15 protein-coding genes and 2 pseudogenes are annotated in these 16172 nt (G+C 45.1%); 10 read left to right on the top strand and 7 right to left on the bottom strand.

Annotation, left to right across the window (positions count from 1 at the left end; genetic code table 11):
* Positions 1–408 precede the first annotated feature (408 nt).
* From H8K33_RS08570 to H8K33_RS20170, 4 genes and pseudogenes are all read right to left on the bottom strand, one after another.
* Positions 409–522, bottom strand: a pseudogene (locus H8K33_RS08570) (prevent-host-death protein); the annotation flags it as partial.
* A 184-nt stretch (positions 523–706) separates the two neighbouring features.
* Complete coding sequence (locus tag H8K33_RS08565; protein WP_186890611.1) at positions 707–1897, bottom strand: hypothetical protein; 1191 nt, start codon at positions 1895–1897, stop codon at positions 707–709.
* 240 nt (positions 1898–2137) lie between these two features.
* Entirely contained in the window at positions 2138–4333 is a 2196-nt protein-coding gene (locus tag H8K33_RS08560) for an Ig-like domain-containing domain (RefSeq protein ID WP_246443496.1), read from the bottom strand.
* A gap of 203 nt (positions 4334–4536) precedes the next feature.
* Positions 4537–5286, bottom strand: coding sequence for a DUF2628 domain-containing protein (locus H8K33_RS20170; protein WP_186890609.1), 750 nt, complete (start codon positions 5284–5286; stop codon positions 4537–4539).
* A 180-nt stretch (positions 5287–5466) separates the two neighbouring features.
* Between H8K33_RS20170 and H8K33_RS08550 the strand changes: the two genes are divergently transcribed.
* On the top strand, positions 5467–5670 hold the full coding sequence (locus tag H8K33_RS08550; protein ID WP_229827207.1) for a helix-turn-helix domain-containing protein: 204 nt from the start codon (positions 5467–5469) through the stop codon (positions 5668–5670).
* Between the two features lie 39 nt (positions 5671–5709).
* Here the strand turns inward: H8K33_RS08550 and H8K33_RS08545 are convergent, their stop codons facing one another.
* Both H8K33_RS08545 and H8K33_RS08540 read right to left on the bottom strand, forming a co-directional pair.
* On the bottom strand, positions 5710–6219 hold the full coding sequence (locus H8K33_RS08545) for a hypothetical protein (protein ID WP_186890607.1): 510 nt from the start codon (positions 6217–6219) through the stop codon (positions 5710–5712).
* A 483-nt stretch (positions 6220–6702) separates the two neighbouring features.
* Positions 6703–7974 carry a tyrosine-type recombinase/integrase gene (locus tag H8K33_RS08540; RefSeq protein WP_186890606.1) on the bottom strand — a complete coding sequence of 424 codons (1272 nt, stop codon included), beginning with the start codon at positions 7972–7974 and terminating at the stop codon, positions 6703–6705.
* Positions 7975–8485: 511 nt separating this feature from the next.
* On the opposite strand from H8K33_RS08540, the gene yidD reads away from it, so the two are divergent.
* On the top strand, positions 8486–8914 hold the full coding sequence (gene yidD / locus H8K33_RS20235; protein WP_186890605.1) for a membrane protein insertion efficiency factor YidD: 429 nt from the start codon (positions 8486–8488) through the stop codon (positions 8912–8914).
* Between the two features lie 164 nt (positions 8915–9078).
* Here the strand turns inward: yidD and H8K33_RS08530 are convergent, their stop codons facing one another.
* Entirely contained in the window at positions 9079–9657 is a 579-nt protein-coding gene (locus H8K33_RS08530) for a flavodoxin family protein (RefSeq protein WP_186890604.1), read from the bottom strand.
* Positions 9658–9774: 117 nt separating this feature from the next.
* Between H8K33_RS08530 and H8K33_RS08525 the strand changes: the two genes are divergently transcribed.
* From H8K33_RS08525 to arsD, 8 genes and pseudogenes are all read left to right on the top strand, one after another.
* Positions 9775–10836 carry a LysR substrate-binding domain-containing protein gene (locus H8K33_RS08525; RefSeq protein WP_186890603.1) on the top strand — a complete coding sequence of 354 codons (1062 nt, stop codon included), beginning with the start codon at positions 9775–9777 and terminating at the stop codon, positions 10834–10836.
* A 66-nt stretch (positions 10837–10902) separates the two neighbouring features.
* A complete protein-coding gene (locus H8K33_RS08520; RefSeq protein WP_186890602.1) occupies positions 10903–11412 on the top strand; it encodes a GrpB family protein in 510 nt (169 codons plus the stop codon).
* Positions 11413–11726: 314 nt separating this feature from the next.
* Complete coding sequence (locus H8K33_RS08515; RefSeq protein WP_186890601.1) at positions 11727–12938, top strand: pyridoxal phosphate-dependent decarboxylase family protein; 1212 nt, start codon at positions 11727–11729, stop codon at positions 12936–12938.
* A gap of 374 nt (positions 12939–13312) precedes the next feature.
* Positions 13313–13642: an ArsR/SmtB family transcription factor gene (locus H8K33_RS08510; RefSeq protein ID WP_186890600.1), complete on the top strand. Its 330-nt coding sequence runs from the start codon at positions 13313–13315 to the stop codon at positions 13640–13642.
* 38 nt (positions 13643–13680) lie between these two features.
* Positions 13681–14172: pseudogene (locus H8K33_RS08505) on the top strand (arsenate reductase ArsC); the annotation flags it as partial.
* 291 nt (positions 14173–14463) lie between these two features.
* Complete coding sequence (locus tag H8K33_RS08500; RefSeq protein ID WP_246443448.1) at positions 14464–15123, top strand: aquaporin; 660 nt, start codon at positions 14464–14466, stop codon at positions 15121–15123.
* A gap of 23 nt (positions 15124–15146) precedes the next feature.
* Positions 15147–15626 carry an arsenate reductase ArsC gene (locus tag H8K33_RS08495; protein ID WP_186890598.1) on the top strand — a complete coding sequence of 160 codons (480 nt, stop codon included), beginning with the start codon at positions 15147–15149 and terminating at the stop codon, positions 15624–15626.
* 94 nt (positions 15627–15720) lie between these two features.
* Entirely contained in the window at positions 15721–16119 is a 399-nt protein-coding gene (gene arsD / locus H8K33_RS08490; RefSeq protein WP_186890597.1) for an arsenite efflux transporter metallochaperone ArsD, read from the top strand.
* Positions 16120–16172: the final 53 nt, after the last annotated feature.

Genomic DNA, 16172 nt, shown 5'->3' with positions numbered 1-16172 from the left:
ATGTCACTTAATGCGTGCGGGGGCACTGTTCTAGCTAGGAGACATTCAACTAATTTCTTGAAGAAATCTCCCAAATCTTTACATTGCAATTGTGGATCTTGTGGTGATTTTGCAATACTGTACCGAAGTAGATTATTCTTACATTGGATATTTTATTAATAATTGGTTTTTAAATTAACCAGCAAATATTGTGTTAATTACTTTCGCTACTTGTTCAAATTAATTAAGTAAATTTATTGTCAACATTAATCAAACGTGTTGCTCAGATCGTAAAGATTAAACAATAGGCACTATCCCGGAACGCAGTAATGCGACCAAAATTCTATTAAAAGTCGACGTTGTTCTAATAAATCCGTTAGGTGATACGCTGCTTCAACTTTTCCACCTTTCGCAGGCGGCATCGACACGCTCACCATTCTTGGTAATGATTTTCTCTGAACCAGCCTTCACCTGTTCAGCCAACTCAGAAAGGTTGGCACGTGCCAGCGAAAACGGCACTACATCGCTTGCAGAGATTCCCATGAATAATCATCAAAGCACAAAATGTGCAAAACTTTATACAATTACATGCCGATGGTTAGGTGTGAAGGGGAGTTTTATCACCAAACTGATGTGGTGACCCTTGCGATGCACTGGAGTGTTGGCAACAATTCTCGCGTTTACTAGAGGCAGAGAAATCGTTGCCAGACATTTTAAGATCGAAGTTTTATTGATTCCGTAACGCTGCAAATAATTCTGCATAAAGCATTCGGATGTTCTGACTTGTAATACTATAGGACTTGCCATCAATCTTGGCAGCCGTGGGCACAAGCAGTGGAATCTTTGGGTCACCACCCGCTATACGTCGCGATTCAGGAAACACTTGTACAGTTCGCACTGCATTTTTCACCTCAAATCCTTCTTTTGAAAATAAACCACTCGGTAAGTAACGGATTTGCACTCCGGCGCTCATGGATTCACAGATCAAACCAAGAAACTCAGTAGAATTATTCCATTCAACCATTAAATACGCAGATCGCCATGCGGTAGGCAGATTAGCGCGAGCGTAGTTCACATCACAGGTTTTGCGAAACAGTTGGGCTTGAAGTTTTTTAATTTTTTCAACAGCAATCTGCAACTGCGGATGGAAATTTTGATCAAAACCGATGTGCAAAACGGGAGCGATCAACTGTTTATGCATGGCCTCAAGTTCTGCCAGAGCAGATGGCGTAATGTCTGGGCGTAACGCGACCAAATCGACTCGCTTGGAAAATACTGGAATAGCGGAATAAAACCGTGTCAAGGCGTCAACGTTTGCCTTAACTATATTTGCTGCCTCTTGTTTAATAGCGCCACTCGCCAGACAGGCATCAGAATATATGGCTAATTTTTTTATACTTGCTTCATCTAACCAGCCAATTTTCCTACTCCCACCAGCATCGTTGCACTCCCATTTTTTTTCACGGAAAGGTACTCCTTCGAATAAATACAACAGTATTTCAGTCGGTCTTCCACCACTTTGGCTGACAGGAATATCAATGCCTTGCTCTTTCGCAATCGCCACTATTTGCAGTGTTCGTGAACGCGTTTCGGCTGCGCGTAAATTTTCATCACGTCTTTGCAAGTAACTATCCCGCATGTCAGTAAGGCGTTTTGCTTCATTGCGCTCAGCCTTTCTCACGGATTCAGGATAATTACTTATAGCCATACATTCCTCATTTTTGACGAGCAGGGCGTCAAAATATTCGGATTTCCAATCCCTTACTTTTACACCAAACAATAACTTGTCAGGGTCTTTCTCCAATTGGGTTAGCAAATCCAATCTTACAGGACAAGAAAGTTGGAGGTCTGCGTGAGCGCTGAGAGACGATAGCGCTATACTCAAACCCGCAACAATTCGAAGGGCTAATAGTTTCATTTTTATTTCCTCTTGACGATTTGTCGGTGATCATGATGAGCTACTGGATGGCATCTAAGGACTGTCCCCCATACGCTCAAGTATCGAACGGATCGAGTGCTAAATAACTTTGCTAGGTTTCACAAATAGGCCAACCGTTTCAATTACTAAGCCTCTTTACCCATCTTCAAAAAAGTGTCCAACATGGTTGACGTTCATTAATAAAAACCTCGCACCATGAATGGCACCGGGCTTCTTGGTTTAGTTTATGAGGCTTCCGTACACCGAATAAAACTCAGCCCCGTTTTTCACTTTGTCGAGCAGATCGATCAGTGCTTGTTTACCGTTCTTCTGTATCCAGCTAGTAATCTCTTCTGATCCTTGGCAGTAGTGAGGTGCATCTATTTTCCACTGCGTTTGATCCTTCAAATCTGGCTGTGCTTTTGCAGGGAGAGTAACTCCAGGTGTAAATGGTCTACAAACAGGGCTGCCACCAACGTAGGTAGCTAACCCCTCATTGAACCAAGTTGGCACTCGTCCATTACCAAGCCTTGCTAGAAACTCCACGTGAGTCAATTCATGCGCAGAAACCAACAGCCTATTGAATTCGCTTCCGTAGGGCTTACCCACAACAAAAGTATCCCGTGGTGCAGTGAATGATCCATTTTGAGTTGACATACCTTGTGGCATGACGCGACCACCATAATCTGCATCCATAAAAAAAACTGAGCATTCCGCCGTCTTACAAACAATAATATCTGGCACTGTTGTCATCTTTGACGTGCCGAAGAACTTCTTAATAGAGTTCATTGAGAATGTTCTGACTTGTGCGACCTCACCATACTCAGCCGTACTGATTGCAGGATCAGAAAAGATGCCATTACATACTTCTACCAATGGTTTGCCGTTCATAACTGGAACACTGGTGCGTGGTGCTGTCTGATCACACACAACACTTGAAACTCTTGATCGGACTTTAAAGGTAGTCAAGATTGTTGAGTAGCCCTTCATGAGGTTGTTAGCCAAGTCCCGAGTGTCCGCATTATGCAGAGTAACCACGCAAGTTGAACCATAGGGTAACAACGCGGATGCGACCATGAATTTGACGCGCGAGGTAGTCTTATCGTAAACATCCGCATTATCCAAGTAGTTGGCGCTAGTCCCACCTGTACAACTATAGCTAACTCTTATAGTGGCAACCTTCTCACTCATATCAAACTGAATCTCAGTATTAGGCATAACATCGGTTGCACCATCTGCTGGAAAAATACCACCGAGATATACAGGTGGCGTTACATCTCCTGTTGGCGTGGTAGGACCCGTGTCTGGCGGAATAACTACCACCGTACCATCAGTAGTAAACTTTGTGATCAACCAGTTTTCCGAAAATGCATTGCCTGCCAAATCTTTGGAACCCGTACGGTCTATCAACAGGTTGCATGTCGCATTTGTGGGGTACGGTGCAACTGGTGTAACCGTCACTGAATTACCGCTAGTCCAACTTGATACTGCAACGGCTGCACTGTTTGCACCACAGAACATCAGAGTTTTAATGCTGCTCAAAGGCTCGGATACTTGGAAAATAACCTTCGCGTCTGTCGCTACATTTATCGAACCGTTTGAAGGGAAAACAATACCTGTCAAATTCGGTGGAGTCTTGTCTGAGGTCGGTGGAATGACTACCACTGGTGCCTGCTCTACCGTAAAACTGGTAATCACTACATTGGATACAAACTTGTTACCAGCCATGTCTTTCGTCATGCTGCTATCCACTGTGGCTATGCAAGATGCACCATAAGCCAGATTCTGGATTGGTGCAGCTACTACAACATCCGAGTTAATAGTATTGTTGGTAGGAATAGCTGTGCCGCTGCAAGTCAAAATCACTCTGACGGAACTTAAGGGCTCACTCGCCTTAAAACTAATATTGGGCATCAGCGACACGCCTGTTGATCCATTCAGCGGCGAGATTACAGCGGAGATTGTGGGTGCGGTAGTATCTCCTGGGGTAACCACAACGGGTGCCTTCTCAACCGTGAAACTGGTAATCAGAACGTTAGACCCGAACTTATTACCAGCCAAATCCTTTGTACTAGTGCTGTCCACTGTCGCGGTACATGCTGTTCCATATGGGAGACTCTGACTAGGCGTTGATGTCACTGTGTCCAACAGAAAGGTAGTCACTGTTGGAACAACTGCTCCACCGCAAGTCAAAATAACTTTGGCCGAACTAAGCGGCTCACTGGCTCTAAAGCTAATGGGTGCGTTCTTAGATACATTGCCGTCACCGTTAGGAGGAGAAACGATAGCTGTTGTCGCTAACGTGGGTGGTACAGTATCTGTTGCGGCTGGAATAGTAGATGTAGGGTTGGAAGACGCGGCTGTTGAGCCACCTCCACTTCCACCGCCACAAGCAGATAGCAACACGGAGCTTAGAAGCGCTATGCTGAATGACATATTACTTTGGCACATTAATTTCATTTAATAACTTTCAGCGGCATTTCCGCATTAAGTAAAATTTTATTTCTTCGAATTTTTGACAGTTCTGCACGATAATTTTGAAAATAACTTCGACGATTAACACCGATAAAGCTCCCCAAATTGTGGTCACTTAACGCCTTGCTCCTCAACGTCTATACCGCACAGCAGATTTACTCCGCTCACCACCAACCGTTATCGCCTAAGACCATCCTTTTGTAGTAATCAATATTGGCTCTCGTAGCAAATATTGCTGGCGATACAAAATAGGTAATTTTGGAATTTCCCATGTCCATTGACTCTAAAATCGCATCAATGATAAAAATCAAAACGATACTAATAGACGTCAGTACAATCGCTTTCTTCCACATTCCTTTTGCCAAGTAATACATAAAACAGAACAGCGCCCCTAAAACATTAAAGATGACCATTCGTTCCCCAGAGCTCAGTTCATTGAACTTTTGAAGGCGTACCCCACCTGCTTTTTCGATCAGTGCAAACTTATTCTTCCAACTATCGGATACGTCCAAATTTAATATGCTCGGCTCGGTTTCTTGACGATCTTTTTGCATGGACTTATCTTGCACGCCTTGCGGCGGCGTCGTCATTTTTGGCTCTTCCTCATGCCTCTTCAAGCTTGGCAAATCAACATCCAAAGTAAAAGCCGAAATATTCTCTGACTTCACTTCACATACACCACCCGCTAACTCAATCGCGCTTTTGTATTTAGACGCCATATCAAATGAAATCGCCTTCTTCACTACGAAATTTGGTGTACTTAGAATCTTATCCATCTGCTCTACCGTTGCTTTAAACAAAGTCGCTAGTTTTAGCTTGGCTTCCTCTTGTATAAAGCTTGAATGCAAGCCCTTTAAAACAACTTGAAATTTTTCATCAGGATTGGTACTGGTTGGCGGTATTACTTGGTTCACGAGCAAATCTCCTTATTAATATGATTGATAAAACACACTTTAAGTTTGGTATTATCACATGCAATTGCGACAAACCAAACCCAAAGTGTGTGGAAATTTATATAAAAAAACTGGATGCTTCGCCTTGTGCAAAGCAACCAAACCCAAAAGTGTGATGCTCAGAAATTATTTGCGGCAAACATGCGCCGTATTCGCCGCTCCAAGTGCTTAACTCAGGAGAAAGTCGCTGAATATGCTGAGCTACACCCCAACTACATTAGCTCGGTAGAACGAGCCGAACGCAATATCTCAATCTGCAACATTGAGAGGATTGCACACGCCTTAGGGGTTACGATGCCTGAACTATTGAGCCCACTTCCTGCTGGTGATTCTGCAACAGAATAAGACTCACGTTTTCGCTTTGGTCTCAACCTGAAAGAATGTCTACTTTCCTGCCTTTACAGTCGTTTTATTCATCGGATGTACTCCGATGTACCATGCAGGCTTTAGTACGTTAAGATCCGTTCGAATCTGCTGCTTTAGCTCTTTAGCCGCTGGATCAATCGCATACTGAATGATTTTCGCATCATGCGTGGTTTTTGCCTTATGAATGACGACAAAACGTCCGACTTCCCAATCGACATCGTAATCCACCAATGCCATGCAAAGATCAGGTAAGTTTGCAGCATTCGAGCCCTCCTTCCACACGGTAGCCACCCATCCAAAATGTGCCAAAAGTTTCGCAATGAAATCAGCATCTATCCATTGATAATAAGGTCCAGTCTTTGGCATGCCAAAATTTTCTGCTTGAAGACGAACGTCATCAAAACTGACAGAAGCGATAATGGCGATGGAAGCCAATGCGCAAGCATGCCTGTCTGAAGTCCCTATATGTTGAAAAGCAGGCTGAAATCCAGCACTGGTTGAATTAACGGTGGTGGGCAAAGTCGCCATAAATTACTCCTTGTTTTATCGAAAAAAAAAGAATGCAGCAGGACACCGCTGAGAATTAGCAAACTCAGAAAAGTAGTGAAACAGGAGGGTGAGATTTTGAATCCTGAAAACTGGATTAACATCGTCGTACTAATCCGATGTACCAAGTCTGAGAGATGTTGCCGCAAGAATGAATCAAGTGCTGTAACGAGCAACGAATAATTACTTCGAAAGACGCTTGATGACTATAGTTTATCGGAGTTTGACGAGAGAAATATGGCTAAAAAACTTTGCTAAAATAGCTGACCGATCTGGCTCAAAAAATCATTAAAACGTTTGATTTCAACACAAAACTGCAATCGACATTTGACGGCTGATTTATACATGCGCAGAGAGTGCATTTAACAGCCAGACAAGCGGCTTTGGCAAACTTTTGATGCCATTGCATACAGTAACGACTCAAATGCAGCCTAGCGCGGGGAATTCATATCGGCGATTTGACTATCAAACTAAAGCGCTCTCAATTTGCTTCAAATAGTCACCCCATTTTGCAAGCGCTGCTTTTCGTTCTTCAAAATACGTGTGAATATCGTAAATACCTTCAACCCCAGATAATTTATGGTTGAGGCACATTTCAGTGATGTCACGGGGAACACCCAACCGACGCAGATGACTTTTTGCAGTTGATCTCAAATCATGTGGTGTAAATCGTCTAACTTCAGGCGAATACTCTACAAACCAGAACTCTATCGCGGAGCCAATTGTATTCGGATTGATGCATGCATCCCCACCGAACCGCTCTTTTCGACTCTCCGCCCTAGCAGGTAAAACAAAACTGGAACCACCACTTAATAGCTTCAAGTCCTTAAACCAATCTAGCACTGCTATAGAAAGTGGAATTTGCATACCAGTACCCGTTTTCGTCGTGGGCACAGTCCAAACACCTTTGTCAGTATCGATTTGATCCCATTTTGCTCCAAATAATTCAGCAGATCTTACAGCTGTTCCTAATAAAATTTTTACAGCCAACAGATTTTCCGGTCGCATATTGGCGCTAAATAGGCACTTCAACTCTGCTTCATTTAACATTAATCGTCGCCGAACTGGTGGTCGTGGCCCCATAGTTGCACTCAGCTCAATCCCGAAACACGGATTCACTGAAATAAGCTTCTTCCCTGCCGCATGCCTGAATAACATCTTCACTGTACATAGCAGCATAAGTGACTCTGTCCACGTAGCATCTACGCCTTCTAGCATTACGACGATATCAACGGATTCAACCTTTGATACTGGGAAAGGTCCAATTTTTGACTCAATGCGGATCAGATTGCGACTATAACTTCTCTGGGTACTCGTACTTAAACCCGGTAGTATCTTTTCTCGATAATCCTCAATCAATTCCGCCACGCTCCAATCTTTTAAGGCAGAAGCCTTTGATTTGCGCTTATCAAGTGCTGGATTACTACCAATATCAATTCCAGCCCTTTTTTCTCTAGCGTATTTTCTCGCGTCAGATAGACTGATGTCTGGATAGTTGCCGATGGTGAGTTCCTTTGACCGTCCACCATACCGATAACGCAAGACCCATGTTGCAGTTCCTGATTTCGAAAGTGTGAAAGTAAGTCCTTCACCATCTGATCTTGCAAGCGGCAGAGGAAGCGGTACAATTTCGTTGGTTACTGAATCTTTTTCCGTAGGAATTTTTCCGGATTGCACGGCTTGTACCCAGTGCTTCAATTGAATTGCTTCAAGCGCTTCTCTTTTTTTTCGTTGCATAATTTTCTGGTTTTAATGTGTAGCTACACAGCTAGCTACACAATATAGTAGCAACACTATGATACGTCAATAGACCACACTAGACAAATTATGATTTAAATTCAAGCACTTACAGTTAATCGTAGACGTTAATAGATAGCAATAGAGTCAAAAAAAATAATATGACATTATTTTGATGTGATTAACCAAATAGACGTCAGACCGGTGACTTATGATAAACAAAGAAAGCAATTCTGTTGAATGGTCCGGCCTGATGTACGAACTTGAAGATGCTAGCGAACACCTAAACGTCCTAATTTCAGAAATGGAAAATGATCCAGAGTTTGATGAAATTAATTTCAAGATTCAGCTACAACATATTTTTTTTCATTTAAATCGAGCGTAGCATCGACGGAAATTTGATAGGAATATCTCAGAAGAAGAATGGATGGCTGCAAGTAAATTTCCAGACAATTTAGATACGTTAGGATGAATTAGAATTGCTCTGCATTCGTTTTTCAAAAAAATATCTATGAAATCAATCGCACTCTGGACAATCAGGTTTTATCAACGTTTTATTTCACCTATTAAAGGATATTGTTGCGCTTATCGATATCACACCGACCATGCTAGTTGTTCTACACTTGGATTTCGCGCCGTTCGGCGATTTGGCTTTATCGATGGCATGATTGTGTTACAAAAGCGACTTCATTTATGCGGCGTTGCATATCGTCGCTTTGCGCCGCAAACACCGAGGCCTCATCGCCACCAACGCGGAGACTGCGACTTACCGTGCGACCTTCCTTGTGACTCTTGCGACGCGCCAAATCTAAAATCAATCAAAGCATTAGATTGTCTCGATGCATGTAGTTGTGATTGGCCATCAAGAGAAAAAAGAAAGAAGAAAAACGAAAGTAAAATTTACATCCCGCCAAGAAAACTCCGCGCCAAATATCAATGAGTGACTTTAAAGGGTGGGCACGTTTTTTGTGCCCACGCTGATTGTTTGGATTTTCGCCGAACTTCTTTTTGCGCTTAATTCGTTCAACCCTTTTCAACCATGTCGCTACATACGTTACACCTTTTTCAACCGTAACGCGTGGGCACGATGAGACCTTGCCTACCCTACGCTACCACAAAATAATTCACAGCTCGTTCCAACGCACGTACGTCTTGCATCACCTCACCTGGACGATTGCCATAGCCGATCAAACTGCCCTTCCAAGACATCTCCATATATCCCGCTGTGAGACCTAAGCTTTCTACTAGCGCCTGGGCGTAGCTTTGATCTTCATCCGCAGTCACCGTGATATTCCACAAACGGTGACCGCGCATTTTTTCTTTGAAATCAACACCTGGTACCCGCATCCAGCCTGACCAATGATCGAGATATTTTTTGGCAGCGGCTGGCAGGCTATACCAGTATAGCGGCGTCACAAACACCAAATCCGTCGCGGCTAAAGTGGCGTCGAGTAATTCACGCATTGCGCCTTGTGGCGCGGGATAATCACCATCGCCCGCATGCCGTTGGTCGACAAAATCTGGCATGTCGTAGTCGTGCAGATTGATCCATTCTTGCTCGAACTCAGCGGGTAAAGACTGTGCTGCAACGCGAGCTAGTTGCTCGGTATTGCCTTGCGCTCGGCTGCTGGCGAGTAAAAATAGAAAACGCCGTGGGTGAGATTGCACCTGTGTGCTTGTCATAGCTTGCTCCAAATAATTCAGTATTAAAGACTCGATGGAGTCGCAGTGTAGGTGTCGCTGTCGCCGCTGACAAATGATGATTTTTGCGATTCGGATTAGTTCTGCTAAACTGAACTGATGACAAAATCTGTTCAGATCCGCTCTGCTCCACTTGGTGCCATTCGCGCCTTTGAGGCCGCTGCACGCCTTGGTAGTTTTAAACTAGCTGCCCATGAACTCTCGGTGACACCCGCCGCGATCAGTCACCAGCTCGCGGCTTTAGAAGACTATTTAGGCAGCGCGCTCTTTGTACGTTCGAATCGTTTGGTACAACTGACATCGAAGGGCCAGCAATTATCAGAGCAAGTGAGTGCTTCATTTTTGCAATTGCAAGCTGCCTTGGAGCAAGCGCGTACTCTCGATAGTGATAGCCAAGTTTTGGTGGTAAGTGCTGCGCCATCCATCGCGGCGAAATGGCTGGTGCCGCGCTTGAGTCGTTTTCATGCGCAATATCCTGAAATCGATTTGCGCTTATCGTCTGAAAATCAAACACATGATTTGATCAAAGACACCAGCATTGATGTGGTGCTGCGCTATGGCAAAGGTGGCTACGAGCAGGCATCAAGTGGTACAAAGAAAACTCGATTGCATGCGGAAAAATTGTGGGAAGAAACTTACTTATTTCCGGTATGTAGCCCGACGCATTTGCGTGAGGTGACAACATTTACGAAAAAATCTAAGCACAGTTCACTGCAAAGTTTGACGGATTTGACTAATCACACACTGCTTCGCTTACCACTACCACCCGATCGTGAAACGGGTAAAGTAGGCGAACGCTGGCAAGCTTGGTTGAGCAGTCTCGCCGAATTTAAAGTCTTAAGTGAAAGCGATCAAGCCGCTCTACTCACGCATGCGAAGAAAGGCCCATTCTATAGTCACGAACATTTGGCCATTGACACCGCCAAATCGCATCATGGAATTGATCTCGCTTTAGACGTGTTGGTGATTGAGGATTTATTGGAAAAGAAGCTGATACGCCCGCTTGCCATACGCAGTCGTGATCCTTACTCGCACTGGCTACTTTATCGTGAACAAGATGCACAACGAACGAGTGTTCAAGCGTTTGCGCAATGGATTCGAGATGAAGCTGCCTTGTCTTTAAAAACACTTTCGACCTGTCGTTCACGCGCATGGGCTTAGAGAATAATGCCGAAAACGATCGTCATTTCGATTAAGAAAATTCTATAGAAATTAAATGAAAGCCATATGAAATCAAATGTCGTGATCAGTTCTTACTCAGAAGAATGGCCGCGTATTTTTGCGCAAATTCGCAATGAATTATTCACGGTCTTTTCTTCGACAAACACGCAGATTGAGCATATTGGCAGTACCGCGGTAATTGGGCTTTGTGCCAAGCCCGTAATTGATGTTCTGCTGGGTGTAAACGCTTTAAGCGAAATTGAATCGCGAATCGCGTTATTAGAAGCGCTCGGATTTGACTATGTCTCTAAATATGAAAAAGAGATTCCAACACGACGCTACTTTGTGAAGTCTCCCGCAAACAGTTTGCGTATTCATTTACATGGTGTGGAAATCGGTTCACGTATTTGGTGCGAGCATCTACGGTTTCGTGACTTATTGCGCACAAATGACCAATTGCGTTCTGAGTATCAGCAATTAAAACTGCGCCTCGCTACGCAATATGCTGATGATAAAGCTACTTATACGGATGCCAAAGCGCCTTTCATTCAATCTGTATTGAAGACCTCGCCCTAAGCAGGAAAGACTGAAGTTTGTAGCGAAAAAAGTGTCGACAGAAAATACAAATAGACGACAAATTAAAGCTAGCAAAAGCAAGCTTTTCAACAGAGAATCCTGATCATAATTGTGGTGTGCAATTAAGGTGCAGCTATAGCGCTCGCATTTCAGCTTTCGGGTAGTAAGATACTTTTATGGGACTTACACAAAACAGACGCTAGCGTTGTTGGTTCGCCTCGCCGTACAACCGTACTGTCTTCGGCTTCCCGCCTAGCTAGCGCAATTTTGCGTAAGTCCTATTTTAATTAGATTCAAATTTTCTAGGATTTTGTATGCATCGTTGCGATTCCAGTTTTATTGATACAGAAGGTTTGACGCAGGCACTGAAATTAATGACCTCAAGGAGTACGGAAGTGTCTGATCTGCCAGCTAACTTACCATCAGCTGGTCTTGGGGAAATCCCAGTGCTGAATTTGCTAGCACCTCAGATTCTCGGCAATGCCGCACAGCTTGGTGCGCATACATCGATGGCACACATGGACCCACCAACTCCATGGATTACCTGGGCGATGGCGATGTGGAATGCGAGTCTCAACCAAAATTTACTGCATGAAGCAACTTCACCGTTCGCCACCCAAGCGGAAAAGCAGGTATTGGATTGGCTAGTCCCGTTTTTTGGTATGCAGGGAGGCCACTTTTGCTCAGGCTCTACCATCGCTAACTTAACTGGCATTTGGGCTGCACGTGATGTTGCGGGAGTTCGAAAAGTGGTGACATCGCAAGCTGCGCATCTGAGTGTAGAGAAAGCGTGTCGCCTGCTTGGTTTGGAGCTGGTCAAAGTTGGTCTTGATACACAGGGACGCTTGGATGTTGATCAACTCCCCAATTTAGAAAATGCATGCTTGGTATTGAACGCTGGCACTACCGCAACGGGCGCGATAGATCTCTTAACACTAAGTGGTGCCGCCGCATGGACCCACGTCGATGCGGCATGGGCTGGACCACTGCGCTTGAGTCCTAAGTATTCTGATCGTTTGAGCGGCATAGAAAAAGCTGACTCGGTCGCGATCTCAGCTCATAAATGGCTATTTCAGCCCAAAGACTCTGCCATGATTATGTTCCGCGACTTAAGCGCGGCAAATCAAGCAATCAGTTTTGGCGGCGGATATTTAGCGAAACCCAATGTCGGTGTGCAAGGATCACGTTCTGCTGCTGCAATTCCTTTACTTGCGACGCTGTTAGCGTGGGGACAGAATGGTCTGGCACAACGACTTGAGTATTTAATGCAAGCTGCTGATATGCTCGCCCAGAATATCGAACAAACAGACCATCTTGAGTTGTGGAATCCACCCCAAACGGCAGTTAATGTCTTTCGACCACGTCATCTATCCACCTCAGAATTTCTTGCTGCACTGCCTGCCGGTATATTGTCGAGCTGTGTATTGGACGGCGAAATGTGGTGTCGCTCAGTTGCTGCGAATCCGTTAGTCGATGTTGATCTCGTCACGGCTCAAATCATCGCCGCTAGTCAAAAAAGAACATAACTTCGGGCTTTCAATAGCAACTTGGCTACAACGAATCTTTATAGACTGAGACTAATCAGGACATTTCACGTCAAAATGAAAAATATCCTAGACGATCACACAATCACAAGCATCCTACTTAGTCATTAAGACTGGCTTAAAAACTGATCGCCATTTAAATTAAGCTTGATTCTATATTTCTATAAATATAGAATTATCGAAATTAAACAAATTTTGATTAGGACTTACGCAAAATTGCACTAGCTAGAGCCTGCCCTCGAATGCCTTAGTCGGGGGCGCGTTGCCGAAAACAGTACAAATTGTACGGCGAGGCGACTGTAACGACGCTAATATATGTTTTGCGTAAGCCCTATGAATTAAACTCAAAGGCATACATGGAAACCAAATCCGCCATCACCGCCCTCGCCGCACTGGCACAAGAATCACGCTTGGCTATTTTTCGTTTGTTGGTCGCCGTTGGCCCTGAAGGCTTAGCCGCTAGCAAGATTGCTGAGCAACTTGAGGTACCGTCTTCTTCTTTATCCTTCCATCTAAAAGAGTTGTCGCATGCTGGCTTGATCATGGCACGACAGGATGGGCGGTTCATCATTTACTCGGCTAACTTTACCGTCATGAACGGGTTACTAGAATTTCTGACGGAAAGCTGCTGCGGTGGTAATCCGTGTACAACCACAACAACGCTGGCATGTAGCGCTGCCAACTAAGAAACAAATCCCATCCTATTTTTTTCAGCGAGGCCAACATGACAGACAAAACCTTCAATGTGCTCTTTTTGTGTACCGGTAACTCAGCCCGCAGCGTGATGGCGGAAGCCTTAATTACGACCATGGGTCATGGACGCTTTCAAGGCTATTCTGCGGGCAGTTTTCCAAATGGCTCGGTCAATCCTTTTGCGATTGAGCAAATTGAGCACACAAATTATCCCGTCACGAATTTACGCAGCAAAAGTTGGGATGAGTTTGCTGCGGCCGATGCGCCTCAAATGGAATTCATTATCACCGTGTGTGATAACGCTGCTGGCGAAGTCTGTCCGATTTGGCCAGGACATCCTTTGACTGCGCACTGGGGTTTCGAAGACCCAGCTGCATTAAACGGTAGTGATGAAGAAAAGCGCGCACTATTTCACAAAGTTTTCCGTCAAATCATGGCGCGCATCAGCATTTTTGTGAGCTTGCCCTTGTCCATGTTGGAGAAAAATGCGATTCACCACGAGATGAAAAAAATCGGAGAAACCCTAGGGCGTGTTGACATAATATTTGGGCAATGCGTTCTTAGCAAAACGCAGGATGGCAAGGCGCATCTCGCCGCTGCGGCTAGCCGCCCCAGCAAGAGATGCAACGCTGTCCATCGTGTGTTTTGCCAAGAACCCTTCGGGAATGGCCGAAATGGACACATGGCGTTGTTGCAAGCCGCTTACAGTGCTCGCACTGCGGCGCGCCTTGACGCCTAGCCCTGTGTCCATTTCGACTCATTCGCATGTCCAAATATTATGTCAACACGCCCAAATATGACCGCTGGCAATTCCATGTTAAAAAAACTCGTCGCTGAATTTCTGGGAACCGCATTTTTGCTCGCCGTTGTGGTCGGCTCAGGCATCATGGCGCAAACACTTTCTAGCGGAAATACTGCTATCGCTTTACTAGCGAATGCACTGGCTACCGGAGCAGGTTTAATTGCTTTAATTCTGATGTTTGGTAATTTATCCGGCGCACATTTTAATCCTGTGGTGACCTTGTCCGAAGCATGGCAAAAGAACTTACCTACACAGTTCATCCTCCCTTACATCGTCGCGCAAATTCTTGGCGCTTTCGCGGGCGTCGCAGCAACGCATGGGATGTTTGATTTGCCCGTGTTTTTTGCCTCAACGCACGTACGTACAGGTGTATCGCAATGGTGGAGTGAATGCATTGCGACATTTGGTTTAATCGCCGTCATCATTAGTACTTCTCGTACTCGTCCAACTACTACGCCATTCGCGGTAGCGGCCTATATCACGGCGGCATATTGGTTCACTTCTTCCACTTCCTTTGCCAATCCCGCTGTGACTTTAGCGCGTTCAGTGAGCGATACTTTTGCTGGCATACGCCCTATTGATGCGCCGGGATTTATTGTGGCGCAGTTAATCGGTGCAGCATGTGCGACAGTTTTATTTAACTGGTTGTATCCGAAATCCTCCTCTCAATAATTGTCATTCAGGATCATCACGTCATGAACGTTTTATTTCTCTGCACGGGTAATTCTTGCCGCTCTATTTTGGGTGAAGCGACATTCAATCATCTAGCACCAGCGGGTTGGCGCGCGATGAGCGCGGGTAGTAAGCCGACTGGGCAAGTGCATCCTCGTTCGCTGGCATTATTGGCCCGTGAAGGCATCAATACCGATGGCTATTTCAGCAAGTCTTGGGACAACTTACCCGCGACACCCGACATCGTCATCACAGTCTGCGCAAGCGCAGCAGGCGAAACTTGCCCTGCGTATTTGGGACCTGTATTACGCACGCATTGGGGCGTGGAAGATCCAGCCCATGCGACCGGTACCGATGACGAAATCGATGCGAGCTTTATGCAGGCATATCGTATTTTGCGCGCACGGATTGAAGCTTTCTTGGCTTTACCGCTCGACACCTTGCAGCACGATAAAGTTGCTCTAAAGGCAGAGATGGATAAGATCGCCAATATCCTGGCTTAATTCAACAACTATGCGTTAGCGCAAAGTGCTACGAACTCTATGTGCTGTAATGTAAATTGAGTCGGTATGTCAACATTGAAATTGGAAAAGCAATATGAAAACCCTACAAATCTTTGACCCTGCCATGTGCTGCAATACGGGTGTCTGCGGTGTCGATGCAGATCAACAATTAGTCAGCTTTGCCGCCGATATCGATTGGGCGAAGAAGCAAGGTGCGCAGATAGAACGCTTTAATCTCGCACAACAACCGATGGCATTTGCTGAGAATGCAGTCGTAAAAAGTTTTTTAGAACGCTCGGGCCAAGAAGGCTTGCCCTTGATTTTGCTCGATGGTGAAATCGCACTCACGAATCGTTATCCGCGCCGTGCCGAGTTGGCGCGTTGGCTAGGCTTGAGCATCTTGCCTGTTATTGGCAGCACAGGCACTAACACAAACACTAGCGCAAACTCGGCAGCGTCTGCGCCTTGTTGTGGTGAAGGTCAAAGTTGTTAGTCGCCATTTTCGCTTTACCGAATTGATGCATTTATTCACGATGGGAGTCGCTT

The sequence above is a fragment of the Affinundibacterium amnicola genome (genome assembly GCF_014284275.1).
Taxonomy (GTDB): Bacteria; Pseudomonadota; Gammaproteobacteria; order Burkholderiales; family Burkholderiaceae_D; genus Undibacterium; species Undibacterium amnicola.
The sequence above is the reverse complement of the archived record's forward strand: the minus strand, read 5'-3'. Positions and strand labels throughout refer to the sequence as shown.

Bases quoted from the DNA above. Each gene is read 5' to 3' on its own strand.
- H8K33_RS08565 (WP_186890611.1), bottom strand. From the start codon at position 1,897: ATGAAACTATTAGCCCTTCGAATTGTTGCGGGTTTGAGTATAGCGCTA.
- H8K33_RS08560 (WP_246443496.1), bottom strand. From the start codon at position 4,333: ATGTCATTCAGCATAGCGCTTCTAAGCTCCGTGTTGCTATCTGCTTGT.
- H8K33_RS08550 (WP_229827207.1), top strand. From the start codon at position 5,467: ATGCGCCGTATTCGCCGCTCCAAGTGCTTAACTCAGGAGAAAGTCGCT.
- H8K33_RS08545 (WP_186890607.1), bottom strand. From the start codon at position 6,219: ATGGCGACTTTGCCCACCACCGTTAATTCAACCAGTGCTGGATTTCAG.
- H8K33_RS08540 (WP_186890606.1), bottom strand. From the start codon at position 7,974: ATGCAACGAAAAAAAAGAGAAGCGCTTGAAGCAATTCAATTGAAGCAC.
- yidD (WP_186890605.1), top strand. From the start codon at position 8,486: ATGAAATCAATCGCACTCTGGACAATCAGGTTTTATCAACGTTTTATT.
- H8K33_RS08530 (WP_186890604.1), bottom strand. From the start codon at position 9,657: ATGACAAGCACACAGGTGCAATCTCACCCACGGCGTTTTCTATTTTTA.
- H8K33_RS08525 (WP_186890603.1), top strand. From the start codon at position 9,775: ATGACAAAATCTGTTCAGATCCGCTCTGCTCCACTTGGTGCCATTCGC.
- H8K33_RS08520 (WP_186890602.1), top strand. From the start codon at position 10,903: ATGAAATCAAATGTCGTGATCAGTTCTTACTCAGAAGAATGGCCGCGT.
- H8K33_RS08515 (WP_186890601.1), top strand. From the start codon at position 11,727: ATGCATCGTTGCGATTCCAGTTTTATTGATACAGAAGGTTTGACGCAG.
- H8K33_RS08510 (WP_186890600.1), top strand. From the start codon at position 13,313: ATGGAAACCAAATCCGCCATCACCGCCCTCGCCGCACTGGCACAAGAA.
- H8K33_RS08500 (WP_246443448.1), top strand. From the start codon at position 14,464: ATGTTAAAAAAACTCGTCGCTGAATTTCTGGGAACCGCATTTTTGCTC.
- H8K33_RS08495 (WP_186890598.1), top strand. From the start codon at position 15,147: ATGAACGTTTTATTTCTCTGCACGGGTAATTCTTGCCGCTCTATTTTG.
- arsD (WP_186890597.1), top strand. From the start codon at position 15,721: ATGAAAACCCTACAAATCTTTGACCCTGCCATGTGCTGCAATACGGGT.